Here is a 19,876-nt window from a genome sequence, read left to right on the forward strand (position 1 = left end):
GCAGCCCACAAAACCATCATCTTTCCCAAAGTAGATATTAAGCTTGCTGAGACATACAACTGTCTTTTCTGGGACACACAATGTTCTTTTATTTTTATGCGCAATCAGACTTCCAATTAGTGGGTGTCCCTTGTTGCATTGTGAAGGCAAGCCATCACCCATATTGATGTTTAATCTTGACGTTTTGAATGAGCCTTGATTACAAAAGCAGCGGGTCGCAGTGAAAATTTCAAAATGACAAGGTAATTACATTGTGTTTTGTGTTCACGCTGCAATAATGTCATTTTTATCCAAAGGAAAAAAATACAATGAACATTACAAAAACAGGATTCATCCTAAAAACCGAACACTACCAAGCCTGCATTGATTTTTACAGCCAAGTCATCGGGCTAAAATGCACTGGCGAGAAAGTCGAAGGAGATTTCAAAATGTCCACGTTTGATTTTTCGGATTCTTATTTATTGATTGAAACTCATGGACAGGCATCAAGTACTGGTAAAAAAGACATGGACACCAATCCATTTGTGATGCGCTTTAATGTGTTGGATATTCAAGAAACATTAGCATATTTGCAAACGCACAATGTGGATGCAGAGTATTTTGATTTTGACTGGGGGAAAATTGTAATGGTGTTTGATCCTGATGGGAATCGGATTGAGTTTATGGAGAAATGATGGGGTAACTTGATTAACAATGCCTATCCAGAATTAGGTGAATCAGGCTATTTAGATTAATCAGGCTATTTAGATGAATCAGATTATTTAGTTAGAATAAATGATTAGTCAAAAATAAATTATAAAAAACAAACTGAGCAAATATGAAAATTAATAAATTACATAAAGCATCATGCCATTGCGGTTCGGTTGTTTTGGAATTAACACTGCCAAATGGTCTGGATGATCCGCGCCGCTGTTCTTGTTCTATGTGTCGTAAGCGTGGAGCTATTGTCGCCTCGGTATTATTGGCTGATTTGAAAATTATCAAAGGTGAAGATAACTTAGGTCTATATCAATTTAATACAATGCAAGCGAAACATTATTTTTGTAAAACCTGTGGTATTTATACGCATCATCAAAGGCGATCGAATCCACATCAATTTGCTTTTAATGTTGCTTGTTTAGAAGGGGTAAATCCCTATGAGTTGGAACCTGTAAAAATGTATGATGGCATTCATCATCCAAACGATACGGTCAAATTGTAAAAATGATCATGAAACAGAATGGATTTTTTGTATATCCTTCGTGTGATCTTAACTTGCCACTTATAAACAACTCATTAAAAATCAAATCCTTGCAAAATTTATTTCAAAAAATGTACTATATTTGCTTATTTAAATCGTGCGCGACATAATTTGACCCACATCCAATTTAGCGAGAAACATCATGTCCGAATTTCATAATTTCACAATAAACAGCTTACAGGGTAAACCTTTAGATTTTGCAGATTATAAAGGCAAAGTGGTGTTAGCTGTAAATACCGCAAGCCAATGTGGGTTAACTCCTCAATATGAAGGTTTACAAAAATTACATGAAACATATGCAGATCAAGGCTTAGTGATCATTGGTTTTCCATGCAATCAATTTGGCAATCAAGAACCTGGCGGTAAAAAAGAAATCGAAGGCGGGTGCTTAATTAACTATGGCGTAAGTTTCACCGTTACCGAAAAAATTGACGTGAACGGCGAGCAAAGCCACCCTATTTTTTCCTATTTACGAACTGCCTTGCCGGGTTTATTAGGTAATAAAGTTAAGTGGAATTTCACTAAATTTTTAATTGGCAAAGATGGCCAGCCTATAAAACGATTTGCGCCAACCAAAAAACCAGAAGATTTAGAAGCAACCATCAAAAAAGCGTTAGCAATGCCATGAATCCAAATAACGATCAGCGCTTAGCTAATCAACTTTGCTTTCCGTTGTATGCCGCATCGCGTCTAGTGACGCGGTTGTATCAACCTTTGTTAGATCAATATGATTTAACTTATCCACAATATGTTGTGCTGATGATTTTATGGGAAGATGACGGTATCACAGTGGGTGAAATTGGCTCGCAAGCGTTACTTAATAGCAACACTTTAACGCCTATTTTGAAACGGATGGAAAAAGCGGAGTTAATAGATCGCGTTCGCGACGAAGATGACGAGCGAAAAATGCTGATTCATCTTAAAAACAAAGGGCGGGAGTTACAAACAGAGCTTGCTTGTTTGCCATCTCAATTGATTGAGAATATTCATTACGACGTTGAAAAAGCACTTCAGCTTAAACAATTGTTAGTTGAATTGGTCACCCAGTTGGATAAAAAGCTCTAACCATCTTTGCTCTCAATGGTACAATTTGCTCATTTAACCCATTACGAATGAAATGAGCATTATGTTTAAGCATCTATCTGTAACCGAACTAAAAACCAAACCTTTAACTGATTTCACCATTGTAGATATTCGCGACCCTGCATCTTTTGCCAGCGGCAGCATTGAAGGGGCTCAGTTATTGAATAACCAAAATATTGATCAATTTATTGCCTCTGCAGATTTTACGAAACCTTTGGTGGTGTGCTGTTATCATGGCAATTCAAGTCAAGGTGCAGCGGATTATTTATCTGAACAAGGCTTTGCTGAAGTGTTCAGTTTAGATGGTGGTTATGCGGCCTGGTCGCAGACTAACTGATTATGCAAATTCCTGTTTTGTATTCATTTCGACGCTGTCCGTATGCAATGCGCGCTCGTATGGCTATTTTGTTTTCCCCGGACAAAAAATCAGTTCAACTGCGTGAAGTAGTGTTAAAAAACAAACCGGCTCATATGTGTAAAATTTCGATCAAATCCACAGTGCCCGTTCTGTTTGATTTGGAATCTGAGCACGTGATTGATGAAAGTTTAGAAATTATGCTTTGGGCATTAAATGAGAGCGATCTTGTTGCTAACATGCAAAAAGAAGCCATGAAGTTGATTGAATTAAACGACCATGAATTTAAATCTGCATTGGACAAATATAAATATTTTGATCGATTTCCAGAAGTTGACCAATCCTATTATTTGACTCAATGTTTACCATTTTTACAGAATTTAGATACACGTTTGGCGCAAAATCGATATTTACTGTCCAATAATATTACCCTTGCCGACTTAGCAATATTTCCTTTTATAAGACAGTTTGCTCATGTGGATTTAACTGAATTCTCATCTCTTAAACTCAAACATTTAGATGCTTGGCTAACCCAATGGCTAGAACATGATTTATTTAAATTGGCGATGAAAAAATACCAGCCTTGGCAGGCTGAATCAGAAATTGAATGGTTTACAAGGCCATAATTTAAATCAAAATACACTCTAGGATTTACTTTTCTGGCGGTGCCCATTCGCCGCGATGTACCACTCCGTTTTCATCTACAATAGCAACATTTACTGTGGAAAATCGTCGTTTTAAATCCACTCTAGCTTCATTGTTTGGTAATTTCTCTATTACTAAATCGTCAGTATTTCGATTAGTTAATAATCGAATTTCTTCAATTTGCTCTGAGTCAGTTATGTATTTGGAAAAATCAACATGTTCATTGGAATGAGCATTTGCATTTATTTGGGAAGTAGAAAGTCCGGTGGAATGATTGGATTGGGTATTTTGTTTTCTGATAACCGTATTTTTTTGTACGTTATTAATCTGGGTCTGGGTTTTTAAATTTTGAGATGTATTTTTGTTTAATTGACTCTCTATGTTTAACTCTTTTTCGTTAGTATTTAACACTGTAGTAGGATTGGTTTTATTATTCGGATTGATTCGTTTTTTATCAAAAATAAAAAACAAAATTAACGCAGTTAATAATAAACCCACTACCAGTGACATTAAAAAATGTACATTATTTATTTTCATATTGATTCTACTTCTTTTTTATCAATTGATAGCAATTTGTTGTTTGATGATTTCTAATAATAAGTATAGATAACAAACTTAATAATAAAACAATCAATTCAAATATGTTAAATGATCCACTAGAGACTTCAACCACAACTGCATCATTTGAATTTTTAGCGGTAGTAGATGTTGCTTTCACTGTAATATTCACATCAATTTGATCACTCACACCGTTTTGATTGTCGACAATGTTGTATACAAATTTATCAGCTCCGGAATAATTATTAAATGCGGTATAGGTTGCTTGGTTGCCACTTAAAATTAATAAACCATTTTGCGGTGCGTTGATAATATTAATGCCTACCAAAGTCCCGTCTACATCAACTGCATTACTGAATAAATCAAGGGTAACAGTATTGGCAGCATCTATATTAAAGTTTGGCGAAGTTGGTACGTCGTTTTGAGACAATATTTCTAACATAACTGTGGCAATTCTAGACTCTTCATTTGTTTGAGTGTCTATAACTTTATAAGTAAAACTATCAGCCCCATAAACATTTGCATTGGGTTGATAAGTAATAGATTGATCATCCACGGTTAATTGACCAATCATTGTTTGTTGCACGATATTAATTTGATATTGACCTTGATTATTTAATCCATCATTAAACAATACATCCAACGTTATTGGCGTATCTTCTATAACTGTAAACACATCATTGATTATAGTTATATCATTTTCATTTAAACGCGCTATGTATTCATCTTCATATAATAATTCAACAGTCACTGATATTTGAATTTGACTATTATTGGTTTGTGTTAACACATATGCAAAGTTATCTATTCCTGATTGAGCTGCAAAAGGTTCGTATAAAATTTCATCTTCAACAATACTCACAAATCCTTTTTTAGGCATTTGAGAAATACTAATTTGCGCACTGTTATTTGTTGAGGTCACTGCATAGGCATTAAATTGAAGCTCGGTATTAATGAGCGTCATTAAATCTAAATCTATAGTTGGAATATTATCATCAATCACTTCAACGGTAATCATTGCATTATTACTGGTTTGACTTAGTTCGTCGGTAATATTATAAACAATTGAAAGTGTTCCAATAAAATCTGGATTTGGCGTAACAGTTAAATTCAAACCATTAATCTCGGCGGATCCGTTTTCAAATTCCTGCACATTCATAGAAATATGAGTGGTGTAATAATCGTCATCCAATGTTGGGGTTAAAACAATGGATTCATTTTTAATAACAGAGTATTGATCATTATAAGCAATCGGTAAATCTGCTTCTAATGAAATATTAATATCAACGGTTGCTTCATTACTACTTAATGATTGAGTGTCAATAATTATGTAAGTTATTTGGTCTGTCTGAGCTGCGTATTGATCGTCAGCCATGTACACAATTTGATTATTTTGAATCGACACCGATCCAAATTCTGGATTAGAAGTAATTTCAATCGTTACACCGGAAATATTTTCATCCCAATCATTATTTAAAACATTAATATTTTTACTGTTATTGACTAAGACCGTTGCAGAATCATTAACTGCGATTGGTGCGTCATTGATTTGTGTGACACTAATACTCGCTGTGGATTCATTTGATATTAAATTGGTTGAATCTTTTATTTGATAATTAAAAGAGTCACTGCCAGCATAATTTTCATCAGGAGTATAAGTGACAGCAATACCATCAATGACTAACACACCATGATTAGGCTCAACTGTAATAATGATTTGTGTCACGTCTTCATTTGATTCATTTTGTGTGATTAAATCTAATTCGTTATTTGTGCTATCTTCATCCACTGTAAAAGTAAGATCATTAGTCACAGGCGCCATGTCTGAACTGACTTCAACATTGACTGTGGCAATATTGCTAATGGCATTTTCGTTATCAGATAAATGATAGGTAAATGAATCAAATCCAACAAAGTTTTCATCCGCTAAATATGTCACATTACTTCCAGAGACGGACACCAAGCCATTAATAGGCTGGCTATCAATCATTATATTCACACTATTTATATCTTCATCTGTATCATTTAATAATGGATAAATATTCACACTTCCATTTGTAATAATAAAATTATCATTATTAGCAACAGGTAAATCATTAACACTATTAATGGTAATTGCCACGGTTGCTGTATTACTTTGTGCAGATTCGTCATCGGTTATTTTATAAGTAAAACTATCATTGCCGTAATAATTATCATCAGGTTGATAGGTTAAAATGTTGTTATTAATACTTAGTTCGCCATGTTGTGGATCTGACACAATAGAAATAGAATCGATGGTGACATCATCTGTGTCATTATCTAATATATTGAAAATAGTTTGCGTGTCTTCATCTAAAGTATAATTGTCGTTCTGTGCTGTCGGTGCTGCATTGACATGACTGATGGTCAAATTAACTACAACGGAATTTCCTGAATCTGAACCGTCATTTAAATAATAACTAAATGCATCATCACCAAAATAATTATTATCAGGAACATAGGTTAACATTGATCCAGTTAGTGTTAACGTTCCATGAGAAACTGGAGTGTCTATGTTTACCATGTTGTAATTAACAGTGTGATCATTGTCATAATCATTTGATAAAATATATAAATCAAAACTTGAATTTTGATTTAATGTGAATGCATCTTGTATCGAAACTGGCGCATCATTTACAGATGTAATATTTAAGCTGACACTTACAGTATTACTGTTTGCAGTGCCGTCATTTACTAAATAAGTAAAACTGTCCACACCGTTATAATTTACATCAGGTACATAAATATAATCCGAATTAAAATAACTTAAATCACCTTGAGTGGGTTCACTGATTATTGTTATATCGTCATTTGATAATGTGCTTTCTACATCATTATCATTACTGATTAAATCTAAGGTATAACCTAAGTGGTCTTCTGTGATATTAAAACTGTCTACCACCGCAACAGGAACATCATTAATAGGAGAGATCGTTAACGAAACAGTCGCGTCATTACTGACATTATTTGCATCGTCTAAAACGGTATAAGTGAAAGAATAATTTCCCGATACATTATTATAAGGTGTCACTAATATATTGCCGCCACTTAAAGAAATATCACCTGCGGTAAATACTGAAGTAATGGTTACTGTATTGATATTCAAACTATTGTCATCTGTGTCATTTGCTAAAACATTTAATGTTTGCGTAGTGGCGTCTTCATCAAACGTATAACTATCATTATTGGCAACTGGTGCAGCATCGGCTCCTGGCTCACTTATGATTATGTTAAAAGTGCCTTCTTCACTGATATTAAAATTTTGATCGTGTACGATAAATTTTACAACATCCGTGCCTGTAAAATTATTATTGGGCGTATAAGTTGGCGTGTCACTGTATAAATCACTTAGCGAACCATTAGTCGGTAATTGGGTGTACTGATACATATACGTATCACCAACTGAAGCGCTTGATGAACTAGCATTTAATGGAGTGAGTGTCGTGTTTGTATTTTTATCAATATTTATTGTTGTGTCGTTAATCGTAATGACTGGCTGAGTAGCATCCTCTGGCAAATCCCAACCGATGTCTTTCATGACCCTTGATTCAATATCAATATTTACTGCATTCGTTGCATAGGGTTCCATCACTTGATTCGGAGTAGCCTCGATAGAAAAATGAGAAAGTGAGGAGCCGTTTAAAAAGTCTGTTGGAGAAAATATTTCAACGCGATTATTTGAAAAACCACTACTTAAAATCGTTGCCGCATAGGTATTGGTTATTGAGCCATTCCAAGCTAAGTTCTCGCTGGTTCCTGAATTCAAACGCTCTGAGTCACTCATATTAACCCAAGCTTTATTCGTAGCGTTGTCATACAGATGCTGGCTATAAGAATCTGGATGAGGGTATTCACTGCTAAACCATGCACCGGTACTTGTGTTTGTCATGGTTAAAAAACCTAATCCATGGGCTAACTCATGCACAACCACAGATAATAAATTCTCAGTATTTATTGAAGGCGTATTATCTAACCCATAATACCAGCCATTAGATGCACCTGAAAAACAGCCTTGATCAATTTGCGCATTTAAATCAATATGAATGTCTTCGTATGCTCCTGAATAATCTGTTTGACTGATTTGATTTGCAAGAGCCGTTGGATACCAAATATCATTTATTAAATAAACATAGCTTGGACCAGCAGAACCTAAATTAGCAGAGTTGGATGCGCAGTAGGAATTTGTAAAATCAACAGAAATATGAATGTCATAAGTTAAATGTAATTCTTGTGCCCATATTTGCGCCGCACGTCGAATCACTTCTTTACGTTGCTCGCCTAATGTCGTGTGATAATTTCCACCCACTGCAGTAACCGAAGTGGCATCGGTAAATCCTGCGCCAAATGTGATATTGATTTTATTGGTGCTAGGTTCTGTAAACGCTGCATTAGAAAAAGGGGAGAGTAATAATAAAATTATCGAAAATAGATAAAGATTTAATTTCATTGAACGCACCACTTTAAAAATAAAATTAATTAAACATGCTATAAATAAAGTGCATTCAATCGCTTATCACAAGTGGTTTTACCCTTGCTTTGAGTTACTCAATGTAAATGATGATTTAATGACAATATTCATTTTACAATGTCGTTAATGGATGTGTGTGATACTTGAAATATAGTTAATATAGAAAAAAACTTGACGTTTTACTGGTTGATTTTCATCAATTAACGACTATTTTTATAGAATTTTAATTACAGTAAAAAACAAAGAAAATATTTTGACGTTTCTTTTTATGGCGGATCATTCATTTTAAGAAATGTAAAAATGAGACGTGGTTTTACAAATGATTGAGACATTCAAACAAAATAAGCTTTATTCAAATTAAGATTGATGACTTATGGATGCTTTGAAAATAGCTATTTTCAATTTACATTGTGTTACATTACCCAAAAATTATTAAAACCCACTTTATTAAAATATATAAAATACAGGCAAACTCAGCATGATCTTTAAATTTTTCAAATATATTATTTCGTTTGTTTTCATCCTTATTTTGGCATTTATTATTAGTTTATATTGGCCAAGAACTCTAGCTAAGTTAGAAGGTGTAAACACTGTACTTCCAATTATTCAAGCCAATACACCTGCCACAAAAGTGCATTTTATTAAAACGGGGGAAGTAACCACATTAGATGCGTTTACATACGCGGGCGGCAGTCTTATTAAAACCAAAACGTTAGCCCATGGTGCGATGTTGATAGAGCATCCAAAAGGCAATGTATTAATTGATGGGGGGTTGGGTGTCAATGCCAGTGCGCAATTTGAAGCCGACATGCCAGGCCATATGAAGCCCCTAATGGAATTTACTCAACTTACGGATACTAAATCAGCCATTGAAAAAAAGGGATTAACGTTACCTGAAAAAATAATATTAACCCACGCTCATTGGGATCACGCTAGTGGATTGGAAGATTTTATTAATATTGATGTGCTTGTGAATGCTAAGGAAAAACATTATATCGACACCCATGGAGTCCCAGATATTTTTCCATCACAGGTGTTGAATAAATCTTTTAATTGGGCAGTATTCGAATTTGAAAATGTACCCTATGGTATTTTTGATAAAAGTTATGATGTTTACAACGATGGAAGTATTGTGGTAGTTCCTTTATCTGGTCATACACCAGGCAGTGTAGGTATATTTGTAAATAACAAACATGCGCGTCGATTTTTTATTGGTGATGCCGTATGGAATTTAAATGCCATTGAAAAGCGTCGACCTAAAATGTGGGTATCTGGATTACTTACTGACAACCACAGCAAAAATACAATTGATCAAATTTCATTATTACATGAAATAAAAATCCAAAATCCAGATTTAATAATGATACCGGCTCACGATTTTGAATCTTGGAAGTAATACATAAAATTTTGGATATTAAAATTAGATAAAAAGGAAACAATATGCCATTAGAGATTATTACAGAGAGCGTTTTTGGTTTAATATTCCGCGCATTAGGTTGGATATTTATTGATGTATTGTTTGAAATTTTAATTAGAGGGTTGGGTTATTTAATTTGCTGACCGTTTAATAAAATCGATTTTGATAGTTGGGTTTGTATAGTGATGGGATTACTAGGCTGGACTTTGATGGGATTTTTGATTTATGGTTTTTTTTATTTTTAATATTGTCGTGAATAGCTACTTAATAGAAGTGGCTATTCATATTAAAGGTGTAATGAAAAACGTTAATTGATTACTGAATTTAGATTAAATTAACGTCACTAACGCTCTTTTATTTTCTTAGCAGGATTCCCTGCAACAACTATATTGCTGTCTATATTTTTTGTAACAACTGACTGCATACCCACAATTGAACCACTACCAATTTTAACACCATCAACCACTCCTACATGTGCGCCTAACCAAACATCTTTTTCTAAAATGATGCCTTGGCTTGTTGTGGGTTGGTCTTTTATTAATCGATCATTTTCAAAACCGTGATTAAATGAATACAAATGGCAGTAAGCAGCAAGTCTACAATAATCTTTGATAACGATACCTTGATTTCCCGCCTCCAAAGTGCAGTGATGATTAATGCTAACTTGTTTGCCAATTAAAATTGGGCCATGCAGAACACAATCTGCGGCTATAAAACTGCCTTCTTCAATAATAATTTTTCGACCGGGTTCGGCAAACAAATTGGCTAATGGGGAAATAAAACAATCTCCCTTAATTTCGACCATCTCCATGTCTTGTAAATATTCTTGATATTCATTTTGCCATTTTTGTGCCCATTGTTTTTGATTGGGTTTTAATTTCCAGTATAACCACGGCATGTAACTTAAGCGCTTCTTGTGCTGTTCTCTATATTTATGATGTGGATCTAAATTGTTATCGGCCATATTTTACTTTCTTTTTATTTAGTTTAATTTCTTTTTATTTAGATTCATTTTGTATTCTAGTTGTATCACTACTACGATTTTTAAGATGCGGACTATGTTAACCAAATAATAAAAATTATGATATCTTGGCTCTACTTTTTGTTCTAAATTATTAGTATTATTCTTAGCTATTGCTTCTGATTCACATATTTCGGACAATCAGTATGTTATAAATCTATTTTGACCTGTATGGATTGTAGACAGGCACTTATTATTCTTTATTAGGAGCAACATTATGCTTATCATTTCTTTAGTAATTCTCTGTTTAATTATCATCTATGGATGGTATGTAAGTATCATCAGCAAACAAAACAAAGCCAAAGAAGCGTTGTCGGGAATTGATGTGCAATTAAAACAACGCGCCAATATCATTCCCAATATTTTGACTATTGCTAAAAAATTTATGGAGCACGAAAAATCGTTACTTGCTGAAATTACCCAACTGCGTACCGATGCACTGCGTGATTATGACAGTGCCGATAAAAATGCATTAAAGGAACATTTTTCTGTTGAGGATCAGCTATCTGGGAAAATGGGACAGTTAATGATTAACATGGAGGCGTACCCTGAACTAAAATCTGACCAAACTATGCTACAAGCACAGCGCACTTATAACGAGATTGAAGCAAAAATTGCAGCGGCACGTCGCTTTTATAATTCGTCGGTAACTGCGCTTAATAATTCAGTCCAGATTTTTCCAGGTAATTTAATTGCCTCCATGATTGGCGCCACTGTCATGCCTTTTTACGAAGCGGATGAGCAATCAACCGCTCCAATTAATGCAAGTGAGGTATTCAAATAAATGAGTGCGAAATTTGTTAATCTTTTATTAGGCCATGGTCTTTCTCCTTTTACTGGTGAAGTGATGTTTAATAACACGGCTTATACCTCTCATTATGACAAGCATATTCGACCGTTTGTACAAGACTTTGAAAACGAGCGCATTAAAGCATTAATTGCTTGTCGTAAACGTTCACTCACTAGCATTTTTATTTGTGCAATACTGTTACTTTATTTTATACCGTTTTTTGTCCGCGTAACTTCAGATCCAGACGGCACTGGGTTTATTATAGGAATGACTGTTTTTATTTGTATTTGTTTTGGAAACTGGAGTCATCGCCCTTTAAAAAACTATAAAAGTTCTGTTAAGCAAAACGTCTACCCCAATATTTTTAGTTTTTTTGGTGAAGATTTTAAATACTGTGAAAACGATACCTTAACAAAAGACAGTATTAGTATTGATTCACTTCAGCCATCAGGGTTGATACCAAGTCATAATAGATCCAGTACAGAAGATTTTGTGAGTGGCTATTATAAAGGCGTCAAACTTGAATTATTTGAAGCGGAGTTAATTCGAAAATCAAAAGACAGTAAAGGGCGTGATACCAGTAGTACGGTTTTTAAAGGTATATTTATTCGACTGAATATGAACAAATCTTTTAACTGTAAAACCATTGTAAAACGCGACCAAGGTAAAATTGGCAATTGGTTTGGCGATAAGTTTTCAAAATTAGAAACCGTTAGACTGGAAGATCCCATTTTTGAAAAAATGTTTCAAATTTATTCAGACGATCAAGTGGAAGCGCGATATTTACTGACAACCAGTTTCATGCAGAGATTGATTAATTTAACCGAGGTATTTGGCAGTAAAAATATTCAATGCAGTTTTTACAACAATCAACTTCTGTTTATGATTTCAACATCACACAACCGATTTGAAACCGCTTCGGCATTTAAACCCGCTACGTTTGAAACCGAAATCAATACCATCCTAAATGAAATGGATGAGATATTTCAAATAATAGACACATTAAAACTTGATGAGCAAACCGGGTTGTGAATACAACCCTTTCAAACGAAAATTATAAACCCTTAAATCGCTCTACTTGAGCAACAACAAAAACGAAGTCACTAGCGCACCAAAAATTGACCCCATAAAAAAACCCAACAAAATAAAAGGTAAATTAGAATCCGTTTCTTTTTTCGTTTTTTTATTTAACGATGATTGATTGTTTCTTTTCGAATCTTTACTTTTTGATATTTGTAAGCTGCTTGTCTCTTTTTCGCCAACTTTATTCTGCTTTGATTTTTTTTCTTGCGTTGGTTTTGATTTCGAATTTGAATTTGAATTTAGTGTTGATGTTGATGTTGATGTTGTAGCAGACGAGGCTATTTTAGCGTCAATCGTATATTTTTTATCAGGCGCTTTATTTTCTTTTTTTGATGCAACAATTGGCTTTGAAGCAACAGGATCCGATTTTTTTGAAATAGCCTTGCCAGATAATTGAGACTCATCAAACACCTCATAAAATGCCAATATTTGTATTTCGCTAATGCTTTCGCCTTCTTTAACAGACAAAGTCGCAATTTTTCCATCCGCTGGTGCGTAGATATCAAAAATAGCCTTATCAGACTCAACCTCAAACACTGGATCATCTTTGTTTAACGTAGCGCCATCATCAACATAAATTTTAGTGATCACATACTCGCTATCTGGATTATTAGTTTGACCAACTTTTAAAGTAACCATTTTTTTATCTTTTTGGAACAAATTGCCAAGCCCTGTTTTTTTGTTTTTTACATTCATTTTTAAGTCCTATTTTAATATATAACTTTATTAAATTTGATCTGATGTATTTTTGGACCCGGCCTTGGGTTTATTCCAAAATAGAAAACTGACTTTGTATATAATTTAATTCACCAAGCTTTTCATTCATTCAAGGACGAAAGAATTATACTTAAAAGCAGATGGATGTGCGGTTAGCGACTGAGTATTCAAGGAAGGTTTCCTTCCGCCAGAATACTCACCAAGCTTTTAATTCATTCAGGGACGAATGGATTAAACTAAAGAATCTCTTGCCCACTTAATCCAAGGCATCAACGCTTTTATGTCTTCAGTTTGCACCGTTACGCCACACCAAATACGAAGTCCTGACGGGGCGCTTTTGTATGCGCCAATATCTAATGCTACATTTTCATCGGCTAATAATTTTATTAACGCTTTGATTTGATCGTCGTTTAAATCTAATTTTAAACACACGGATGTATTTGAAACTGTTTGTGAATCTTCTGCTAAGAAATCGATCCAGTCATTTTGCGCAACAAATTCTTTGATGACATCTAGACTTGCGTGTGAGCGTTTGATGGCCTCACTTTGTCCACCAATTGATTCGACCCAGTTAAGTGCATCTAAATAATCTGCCACACATAACATGGAAGGTGTGTTGATGGTTGCACCTTCAAAAATACCTTCGATTAATTTACCGTTATTTGTTAATCGGAAAATTTTTGGCATTGGCCATTGCGGTACATAACTTTCTAAACGCTCAACGGCTTTTGGCGATAAAATTAATACACCGTGTGCGCCTTCGCCGCCTAACACTTTTTGCCAGCTGAATGTCACGACATCTAGTTTTTTCCAGTCCATGTCCATGGCAAATACGGCGCTGGTTGCGTCACAAATCACGATGCCTTCTTGATCGTCAGAAATCCAATCTAGGTTTTTAACTTTTACGCCCGATGTGGTGCCGTTGTAGGTAAAAATGACGTCATTTTTTGGGTTTACTTTTGAAAAATCGGGTAATAAACCGTAATCGGCGGTGTGGCAGTTTACGTCAATATCTAACTGCTCGGTGGCATCGGTTAACCATTCACGACCAAATGATTCCCATGCAAATAAATCAACTTGGCGCGGACCTAATGCTGACCACATGATCATTTCCATGGCGCCTGTGTCGCTCGCTGGCACGATACCTACGCGGTAGCCTTCTGGAAGATTTAATAATTCTGCTGTTTTTGTGCAGGCTAACTCTAATGCCGTTTTACCGATTTTTGAGCGATGTGAACGACCTAATGTCGAAAGGTCTAATTTTGCAACATCGTAGCCTGGACGTTTTGAACAAGGTCCAGAAGAAAAATTAGGATTAGCGGGTTTTACAGTCGGTTGGCTCACGTTAGCATCTCTAAAATATAAAAACGCGATTATACCTAAGGAGCAGAGGAAGGACTAAGATTTTTTAAAACGTACTCTCAATTGAGAGAAGTAAGATTTAATAAATGTAAATTGAAAAAAAACCCCAGCGTTTGCTGGGGTTTTAAAGATGGTTCTATTTAAAGAATTTTATTATTTCATGAAACGTTTGCGACGAGTCGCTACTGCAACAAACATCAATAACGCTGCGAAGATAAAAGGTACAGAACCCGCATCAGCTTCGTCTTCAAGTTCTTGAACACGCGCTTCAGAAGCTGCTAAATCAGCCAATGCTTGACTTAATGCAGCATTTTGTTCTGGTGCAGCATTTTCATATGCAGTAATTGTAGCTTCAGCAGTTACTAAATCAGCTTCAGCAGCTGCTAAATCAGCTTCAGCAGCTGCTAAATCAGCTTCAGTTGCAGTTGCATCAGCTTGCAATGTAGTTAATGCAGTTTCTGCTGTAGCTAGATTGGCTTGCGCTGTAGCAAGCGCTGCTTGCGCTAGTGCTAATTCTGCTTCTGTCGCTTCAATATCTGAATAGGCCAATTCTAACGCTGCTTGTGCTTCAGCTAATTTCATTTGAGTTGCTATTAGTAAAGTATCATTATCAACCGCATTATTTACATCATTTTGACCTTTAGCAGTTAATGCTGGCGCTGAGGTCATAGATGAGTAATCAGTTGAACATACTGGAACCATTGCCGCTGACATATCTGCTGCATAAGCTGCAGTCCACGCCATAGGAGCATTCCAGTTAACTGTAATTTCGTTTACAGACCAAGCGTCAATGTCATCTAAATAACATTTTTCAGAAGCACAACCTTCTAAACGACCCGATGCAACAGAATCTTCAAGACCCATGTTCGGTCCACCAGATAATGCGCCAGCAGGTGCCATTGGGAATGCACCGTCAACAGCACCAGCCCAGAAACGGTGATGAGGTTCTATCAAAGCGTTTTCGCCATAACCAGAAACATAAGAGAAGTTCATTGGGTTGTTGCCCAATAAGTAACTCATGCTGTTGTTGAATGCGTCTAAATAACAGCTTTCTGCATTGTCGGTAATGTCGCTTGCAAGACCTAAAAGAATCATGTTGTTTACTGCAAATGAGTTTGAACCCCATAAATTTTTAGTCGTATCCATGCCAACAGAATAACCTGGGTTATGTGCAAACCATGCATAGTTGTCCGCTGCAGTTAACACTAATTCTTTAGCATCTGCTAATAAAGTCGCGTCCGCATTAAATGCTTCACCAGCTGTAACCATAGACAATAAACCTAGTGCGTTTGTTTGGCCCCAAGTAAAGATTGAGCTCGGCATTTCAAAGTCAGCATCATCAAATTGCTCATCGATTACAAAACGGTTATGAATAGGGGATGTGAATATGTCGTTCATATACATCGCTTCGCCCGTTGCTAGGTACAATTCAACCGCTGCCCAGTAGAAATCATCCGCTACTTGTTGATCAGGATATAATCCGCCGCCATTTTCGTTGATTACAGCTGCATTAGCGCCGCCTGCGTATTCAGTTGGATACATTTTAGCCGCTTCATATGCCACTTTAGCATTTGCTAAACATTCATCAGCGTAAGCTTGATCAAACTCTTGAAATACACGGAAACACTGTGCACCGGTTGCTGCTACGTTTAACGTTGCTGCAGTAGTTGGTGGTTGAATGAAACGTTTTTTCACATCTTCACTTGGAAGTTGTGGAATGCCTGTCCAGCCTAGGTTATGGATTTTATGGTAAACCATGCCTGCCATATCTTCGCCTGCAGGAATTTGCATTTTGAAGAAGAAATCTAATTCATATTTAGCTTCATCTAATAAATCAGGCAATGCGTTTGCAGTTTCAGCTGCAGGTAATGCCAGTGTATCTGTACCAAATGTATCTGCATTTGAGCCTAATAAGTTAGCACGCTCATATTGATTCATTAATGTCCAAACAGAGATACCACCATTTACTACGTATTTACCGTGATCACCAGCGTCATACCAACCGCCACTTACATCAACACCAATACGACAACCAGGAAGGGTTTCATCTAACTCAAGAGATGTGTCATCTTCTTTGTCAGCTTTACACGCCCATGTATCGACCATACGATCATCGGTGTATAAAATCTCTTCAGTACCAATAACCATGTCATCTTCATCAAGAACATCAACAGTGATTGAACCGCCTACGTGACCAGCATCACGAGCATGCTCTGCACCTACTAACGCTTCTTCAATCTCGATACCCGAACGGTTGTGGTAGAAATACGCTAATGCGTCAAATTGAAGTTGGTCAGCAATCGAAGTTGAAATATCAAAAGGGAAACTTGAGATAATTTCAGTGCCTTCTGTTACTTCTAATACATAGTCAGAACCTTCAGCAATTACATCTGAGAAGTTAATCTCATGAATGATGTCACCAGAATTAGCATCTTCACCAATTACAATCGTTGAACCAGTAGTGACTACTGCATCAGCGCTGTCTTTTAATGTCCAAGTACGTGCGTTGTTTACATCTTCAGTAACGCCTTCTTCAACAATAATTTTGTATGTTGCAACTTTAGAAAATGCAGGTAAATAACCCACTTGGTTAACGGTTACATGTGGTAATACTGGCTCAACAGGTTGAATCACAGAGTTGCCGTTTGGATCTAATAATTCTAGATTGTCAAAACAAACTGTTTCACCTTCTAAGTCAGCATTTGCGCCTAAAACAAAACGGAAATCCGCCGCTTCCGATGCTGGGTTAGTTTCTTCAGTAAATTCAAAATGCTGACCTGGCTCATCTAAGCGAGCAGTAATAGCAACCGGTCCGCCAATTAAATCAGTATAAGTAGTCGTGTCATTTAAGCCTGCAGCGATAGTAACATCAGCCGTTGACCAAACATCAAACGCCATAGTAAGGCCAATGTCTGCTTTTAAATCAAACATTTTTTGTTGTAATTGTTGGCCCCAGTCAGCAGCGGTAGTTGTTGTAATGGATATACACATACGACCTTCAGTATCTACTTCAGAAGTACCTGCGCCTAAAGAAGCAGTAGTTGCAGTACTATCCCAATCAAGTCCAACTGTCCAAGCGGCAGCTGCAGCTTCAGCATCAGAAAAGTCACCCTCAGCCAATAGATTTTTAGCAGGTGGCTCAACCACTACGTTATCTAAACATACTGTTTCACCAACAGGTAAAAGTGCAGGCCCCATTTGGAAAGCAATTTTAGCCACATCAGTTGATGCTTCTGCTACATAATCCATTTCAAATAACATGCCCGTTGGATCAGTTAGCTCAGATGTAATTGAAATGGCATATTCATTAAAAATAGCTGCGCCAACTGCTTCATCGTTAGCACCAAAGTTGATAGTTACGTCAGCTGTGTTTGACGTCCAAGCATTAAAACTTACTTTATAAGTTTCACCTTCAACAAAAGTACGCCCAGATTGACGTAATTGAGCTGACCAAGGATGAACACCTTCCTCAGTAGTTGTTGTACAAAAACGACCTTGATCGTCAACAACGTTAGTACCAGATCCATCGCTTTCCCACCAGGCCGGTGTTTCCCATAATGCGAACGAACCGTTTGCAAAATCCCCGTTCTCAATCAATGTTGGCGTTGCGCCAGCCAGCATTGGTTGCACCATCAAAGTCGCAATAGCGACACTTAAAGATGCTTTTTTAAAATTTTTCATTTTCTTTGCTCTCTTCCAGTTTGTGAATTCATGCAAATGTTACTGCATGATCAAAAAATAACCGCAAAAATTTAACACAATCCGTGTCCAAAATGAATTCTTATAAAATGCAAATGTGATTGCATTCTAATGTTGCATAATTTCAAAAATTCAATTGATTTGCATTTGTTTCGGTATTGTTTAGTAAAAAATAAAATTGGATTGGTAAAATGTAAAAAACTCATCTAAACCTATAGAAGTAGTCCGTTTTCTTTTGAGGTATTGTTGTGTCCCATTCACATAAAATTGCAATTTTTGACCCTGAAGGTTTATTTCCTTTTTTGCTTGAGTTCTCTGAGCAATTCGCCTTAAAACAGTTTCCAGATGTCTCAGAAGTTAACGACTGCAACCTTGAACTGACCAATTTAATTTTAATTTGCCATAAAGATGCAATCCAAGGCATTGAGCTTGCTGCAAAAATTAATCAGCAACAAGATGACATGCCACCTTCAGTATTATTTGTACCTGATATCAACACAGAAGAACGCATTAAAGCCTATCAAGAAGGCGTGGATGATTTACCTGAAAAAGACATTACAGCCGATGAATTTGTAGCCCGTTGTTTTAGATTGATATTCGACCAAATTGCCAATAAACAATTGAAATCTCAAATTGTTCAAGCGAACAAAATGGCGTTTATGGCCATGGCAAACACCAGTGATTTAGGTATTAATATTCAATTTTTGTTGGATTGCAATCAATGCAAAGATTTAAATGAATTAGGCGTATGTTTGCTTAATTCTCTCAAAAATTATGACTTGCATTGCAGTTTGCAAATACGAGGGAAATTTGAAGAACGTAATATGGAAGAAAACGGCATGCCCAGAGAAATGGAGAGTCAACTTTTGTCGCAAATGAAAGACAGAGGCCGTTATTACGATTTTGGCCAGCGCAGCATCATGAATTACGAAAATGTCTCCATTTTAGTTAAAAATATGCCGATTGAAGATGAAGCAAAATACGGAATGATAAAAGATAACGTGTTTTCTTTGTTACAAGGTTTAAGTGCAAGAGTGATAGCTCTTGATAATGAAATTGCACTAGAGCAAGAAATGGAAACCATTATGATGCTTACTCAACGTATGCAAAAAGTGATGTCACTCAACGAAGAAGCTTCCATGCAAACTATGAAACTATCCATAGAAAACCTTGAAGATGTGGCTGTTAGTATGGAAAGTTTGTTGCCTTTTCTTGGCATAACGCTAGAGCAAGAAGATCAAATCGAATCAATTTTATCCACAGCAATCGAAACCAATCAAACGATATTCTCTCAAGCGTTACAAAAAGACGATGAGTTCGGCACCATGTTAACTAAAATCAATCATGTACTATTGAATAAAGTAGATGGCAAAGTCGATTTTGAGCAACTCCACCGCTTAATGTAATTCTTCTGAAA

The 19,876-nt window shown here is 36.0% G+C and carries 16 protein-coding genes; 10 read left to right on the forward strand and 6 right to left on the reverse strand.

Translation table 11 applies throughout. From position 1 onward, the window contains the following. The first annotated feature begins 308 nt into the window (after positions 1–308). The 6 genes from TYM08_RS00285 to TYM08_RS00310 all read left to right on the forward strand — a co-directional run bounded on the left by TYM08_RS00285 (position 309) and on the right by TYM08_RS00310 (position 3,304). Positions 309–674: a VOC family protein gene (locus TYM08_RS00285; RefSeq protein WP_422380971.1), complete on the forward strand. Its 366-nt coding sequence runs from the start codon at positions 309–311 to the stop codon at positions 672–674. Between the two features lie 143 nt (positions 675–817). Then, positions 818–1,201, forward strand: coding sequence for a GFA family protein (locus tag TYM08_RS00290; protein ID WP_422380972.1), 384 nt, complete (start codon positions 818–820; stop codon positions 1,199–1,201). Positions 1,202–1,382: 181 nt separating this feature from the next. Beyond that, positions 1,383–1,868: a glutathione peroxidase gene (locus TYM08_RS00295; RefSeq protein WP_422380973.1), complete on the forward strand. Its 486-nt coding sequence runs from the start codon at positions 1,383–1,385 to the stop codon at positions 1,866–1,868. Then, positions 1,865–2,305: a MarR family winged helix-turn-helix transcriptional regulator gene (locus TYM08_RS00300; protein ID WP_422380974.1), complete on the forward strand. Its 441-nt coding sequence runs from the start codon at positions 1,865–1,867 to the stop codon at positions 2,303–2,305. Before TYM08_RS00295 ends, TYM08_RS00300 begins: the two co-directional genes overlap by 4 nt. A 61-nt stretch (positions 2,306–2,366) precedes the next feature. After that, complete coding sequence (gene glpE, locus TYM08_RS00305; protein WP_422380975.1) at positions 2,367–2,660, forward strand: thiosulfate sulfurtransferase GlpE; 294 nt, start codon at positions 2,367–2,369, stop codon at positions 2,658–2,660. A 2-nt stretch (positions 2,661–2,662) separates the two neighbouring features. Beyond that, complete coding sequence (locus tag TYM08_RS00310) at positions 2,663–3,304, forward strand: glutathione S-transferase (protein ID WP_422380976.1); 642 nt, start codon at positions 2,663–2,665, stop codon at positions 3,302–3,304. A gap of 25 nt (positions 3,305–3,329) precedes the next feature. Here the strand turns inward: TYM08_RS00310 and TYM08_RS00315 are convergent, their stop codons facing one another. After that, positions 3,330–3,860 carry a hypothetical protein gene (locus TYM08_RS00315; RefSeq protein ID WP_422380977.1) on the reverse strand — a complete coding sequence of 177 codons (531 nt, stop codon included), beginning with the start codon at positions 3,858–3,860 and terminating at the stop codon, positions 3,330–3,332. A 7-nt stretch (positions 3,861–3,867) separates the two neighbouring features. Next, positions 3,868–8,349, reverse strand: coding sequence for an Ig-like domain-containing protein (locus TYM08_RS00320; RefSeq protein ID WP_422380978.1), 4,482 nt, complete (start codon positions 8,347–8,349; stop codon positions 3,868–3,870). A gap of 499 nt (positions 8,350–8,848) precedes the next feature. Between TYM08_RS00320 and TYM08_RS00325 the strand changes: the two genes are divergently transcribed. After that, entirely contained in the window at positions 8,849–9,766 is a 918-nt protein-coding gene (locus TYM08_RS00325) for an MBL fold metallo-hydrolase (RefSeq protein WP_422380979.1), read from the forward strand. Positions 9,767–10,130: 364 nt separating this feature from the next. Here the strand turns inward: TYM08_RS00325 and TYM08_RS00330 are convergent, their stop codons facing one another. Continuing rightward, entirely contained in the window at positions 10,131–10,751 is a 621-nt protein-coding gene (locus TYM08_RS00330) for an acyltransferase (RefSeq protein ID WP_422380980.1), read from the reverse strand. 274 nt (positions 10,752–11,025) lie between these two features. Between TYM08_RS00330 and TYM08_RS00335 the strand changes: the two genes are divergently transcribed. Both TYM08_RS00335 and TYM08_RS00340 read left to right on the forward strand, forming a co-directional pair. Next, positions 11,026–11,592 (forward strand): LemA family protein, encoded by a 567-nt coding sequence (locus TYM08_RS00335; RefSeq protein ID WP_422380981.1) that lies wholly within the window; start codon positions 11,026–11,028, stop codon positions 11,590–11,592. Further along, a complete protein-coding gene (locus TYM08_RS00340) occupies positions 11,593–12,630 on the forward strand; it encodes a DUF3137 domain-containing protein (RefSeq protein WP_422380982.1) in 1,038 nt (345 codons plus the stop codon). It abuts the gene before it with no gap. A 42-nt stretch (positions 12,631–12,672) separates the two neighbouring features. On the opposite strand, the gene TYM08_RS00345 is transcribed toward TYM08_RS00340, so the two are convergent. From TYM08_RS00345 to TYM08_RS00355, 3 genes are all read right to left on the reverse strand, one after another. Next, positions 12,673–13,377, reverse strand: a complete 705-nt coding sequence (locus tag TYM08_RS00345; protein ID WP_422380983.1) for a biotin/lipoyl-containing protein — start codon at positions 13,375–13,377, stop codon at positions 12,673–12,675. A gap of 252 nt (positions 13,378–13,629) precedes the next feature. Continuing rightward, positions 13,630–14,742, reverse strand: a complete 1,113-nt coding sequence (locus tag TYM08_RS00350; RefSeq protein ID WP_422380984.1) for a phosphoserine transaminase — start codon at positions 14,740–14,742, stop codon at positions 13,630–13,632. 171 nt (positions 14,743–14,913) lie between these two features. After that, complete coding sequence (locus TYM08_RS00355; protein WP_422380985.1) at positions 14,914–18,441, reverse strand: glycoside hydrolase family 9 protein; 3,528 nt, start codon at positions 18,439–18,441, stop codon at positions 14,914–14,916. Between the two features lie 266 nt (positions 18,442–18,707). On the opposite strand from TYM08_RS00355, the gene TYM08_RS00360 reads away from it, so the two are divergent. Further along, positions 18,708–19,865, forward strand: a complete 1,158-nt coding sequence (locus TYM08_RS00360) for a hypothetical protein (RefSeq protein WP_422380986.1) — start codon at positions 18,708–18,710, stop codon at positions 19,863–19,865. Positions 19,866–19,876: the final 11 nt, after the last annotated feature.

The organism is Marinicellulosiphila megalodicopiae (assembly GCF_045862395.1).
Classification (GTDB): domain Bacteria; phylum Pseudomonadota; class Gammaproteobacteria; order Pseudomonadales; family Natronospirillaceae; genus Marinicellulosiphila; species Marinicellulosiphila megalodicopiae.

Bases quoted from the DNA above. Each gene is read 5' to 3' on its own strand.
- TYM08_RS00355 (WP_422380985.1), bottom strand. From the start codon at position 18,441: ATGAAAAATTTTAAAAAAGCATCTTTAAGTGTCGCTATTGCGACTTTG.
- TYM08_RS00320 (WP_422380978.1), bottom strand. From the start codon at position 8,349: ATGAAATTAAATCTTTATCTATTTTCGATAATTTTATTATTACTCTCC.
- TYM08_RS00315 (WP_422380977.1), bottom strand. From the start codon at position 3,860: ATGAAAATAAATAATGTACATTTTTTAATGTCACTGGTAGTGGGTTTA.
- TYM08_RS00290 (WP_422380972.1), top strand. From the start codon at position 818: ATGAAAATTAATAAATTACATAAAGCATCATGCCATTGCGGTTCGGTT.
- TYM08_RS00310 (WP_422380976.1), top strand. From the start codon at position 2,663: ATGCAAATTCCTGTTTTGTATTCATTTCGACGCTGTCCGTATGCAATG.
- glpE (WP_422380975.1), top strand. From the start codon at position 2,367: ATGTTTAAGCATCTATCTGTAACCGAACTAAAAACCAAACCTTTAACT.
- TYM08_RS00330 (WP_422380980.1), bottom strand. From the start codon at position 10,751: ATGGCCGATAACAATTTAGATCCACATCATAAATATAGAGAACAGCAC.
- TYM08_RS00295 (WP_422380973.1), top strand. From the start codon at position 1,383: ATGTCCGAATTTCATAATTTCACAATAAACAGCTTACAGGGTAAACCT.
- TYM08_RS00335 (WP_422380981.1), top strand. From the start codon at position 11,026: ATGCTTATCATTTCTTTAGTAATTCTCTGTTTAATTATCATCTATGGA.
- TYM08_RS00325 (WP_422380979.1), top strand. From the start codon at position 8,849: ATGATCTTTAAATTTTTCAAATATATTATTTCGTTTGTTTTCATCCTT.
- TYM08_RS00285 (WP_422380971.1), top strand. From the start codon at position 309: ATGAACATTACAAAAACAGGATTCATCCTAAAAACCGAACACTACCAA.
- TYM08_RS00300 (WP_422380974.1), top strand. From the start codon at position 1,865: ATGAATCCAAATAACGATCAGCGCTTAGCTAATCAACTTTGCTTTCCG.
- TYM08_RS00345 (WP_422380983.1), bottom strand. From the start codon at position 13,377: ATGAATGTAAAAAACAAAAAAACAGGGCTTGGCAATTTGTTCCAAAAA.
- TYM08_RS00340 (WP_422380982.1), top strand. From the start codon at position 11,593: ATGAGTGCGAAATTTGTTAATCTTTTATTAGGCCATGGTCTTTCTCCT.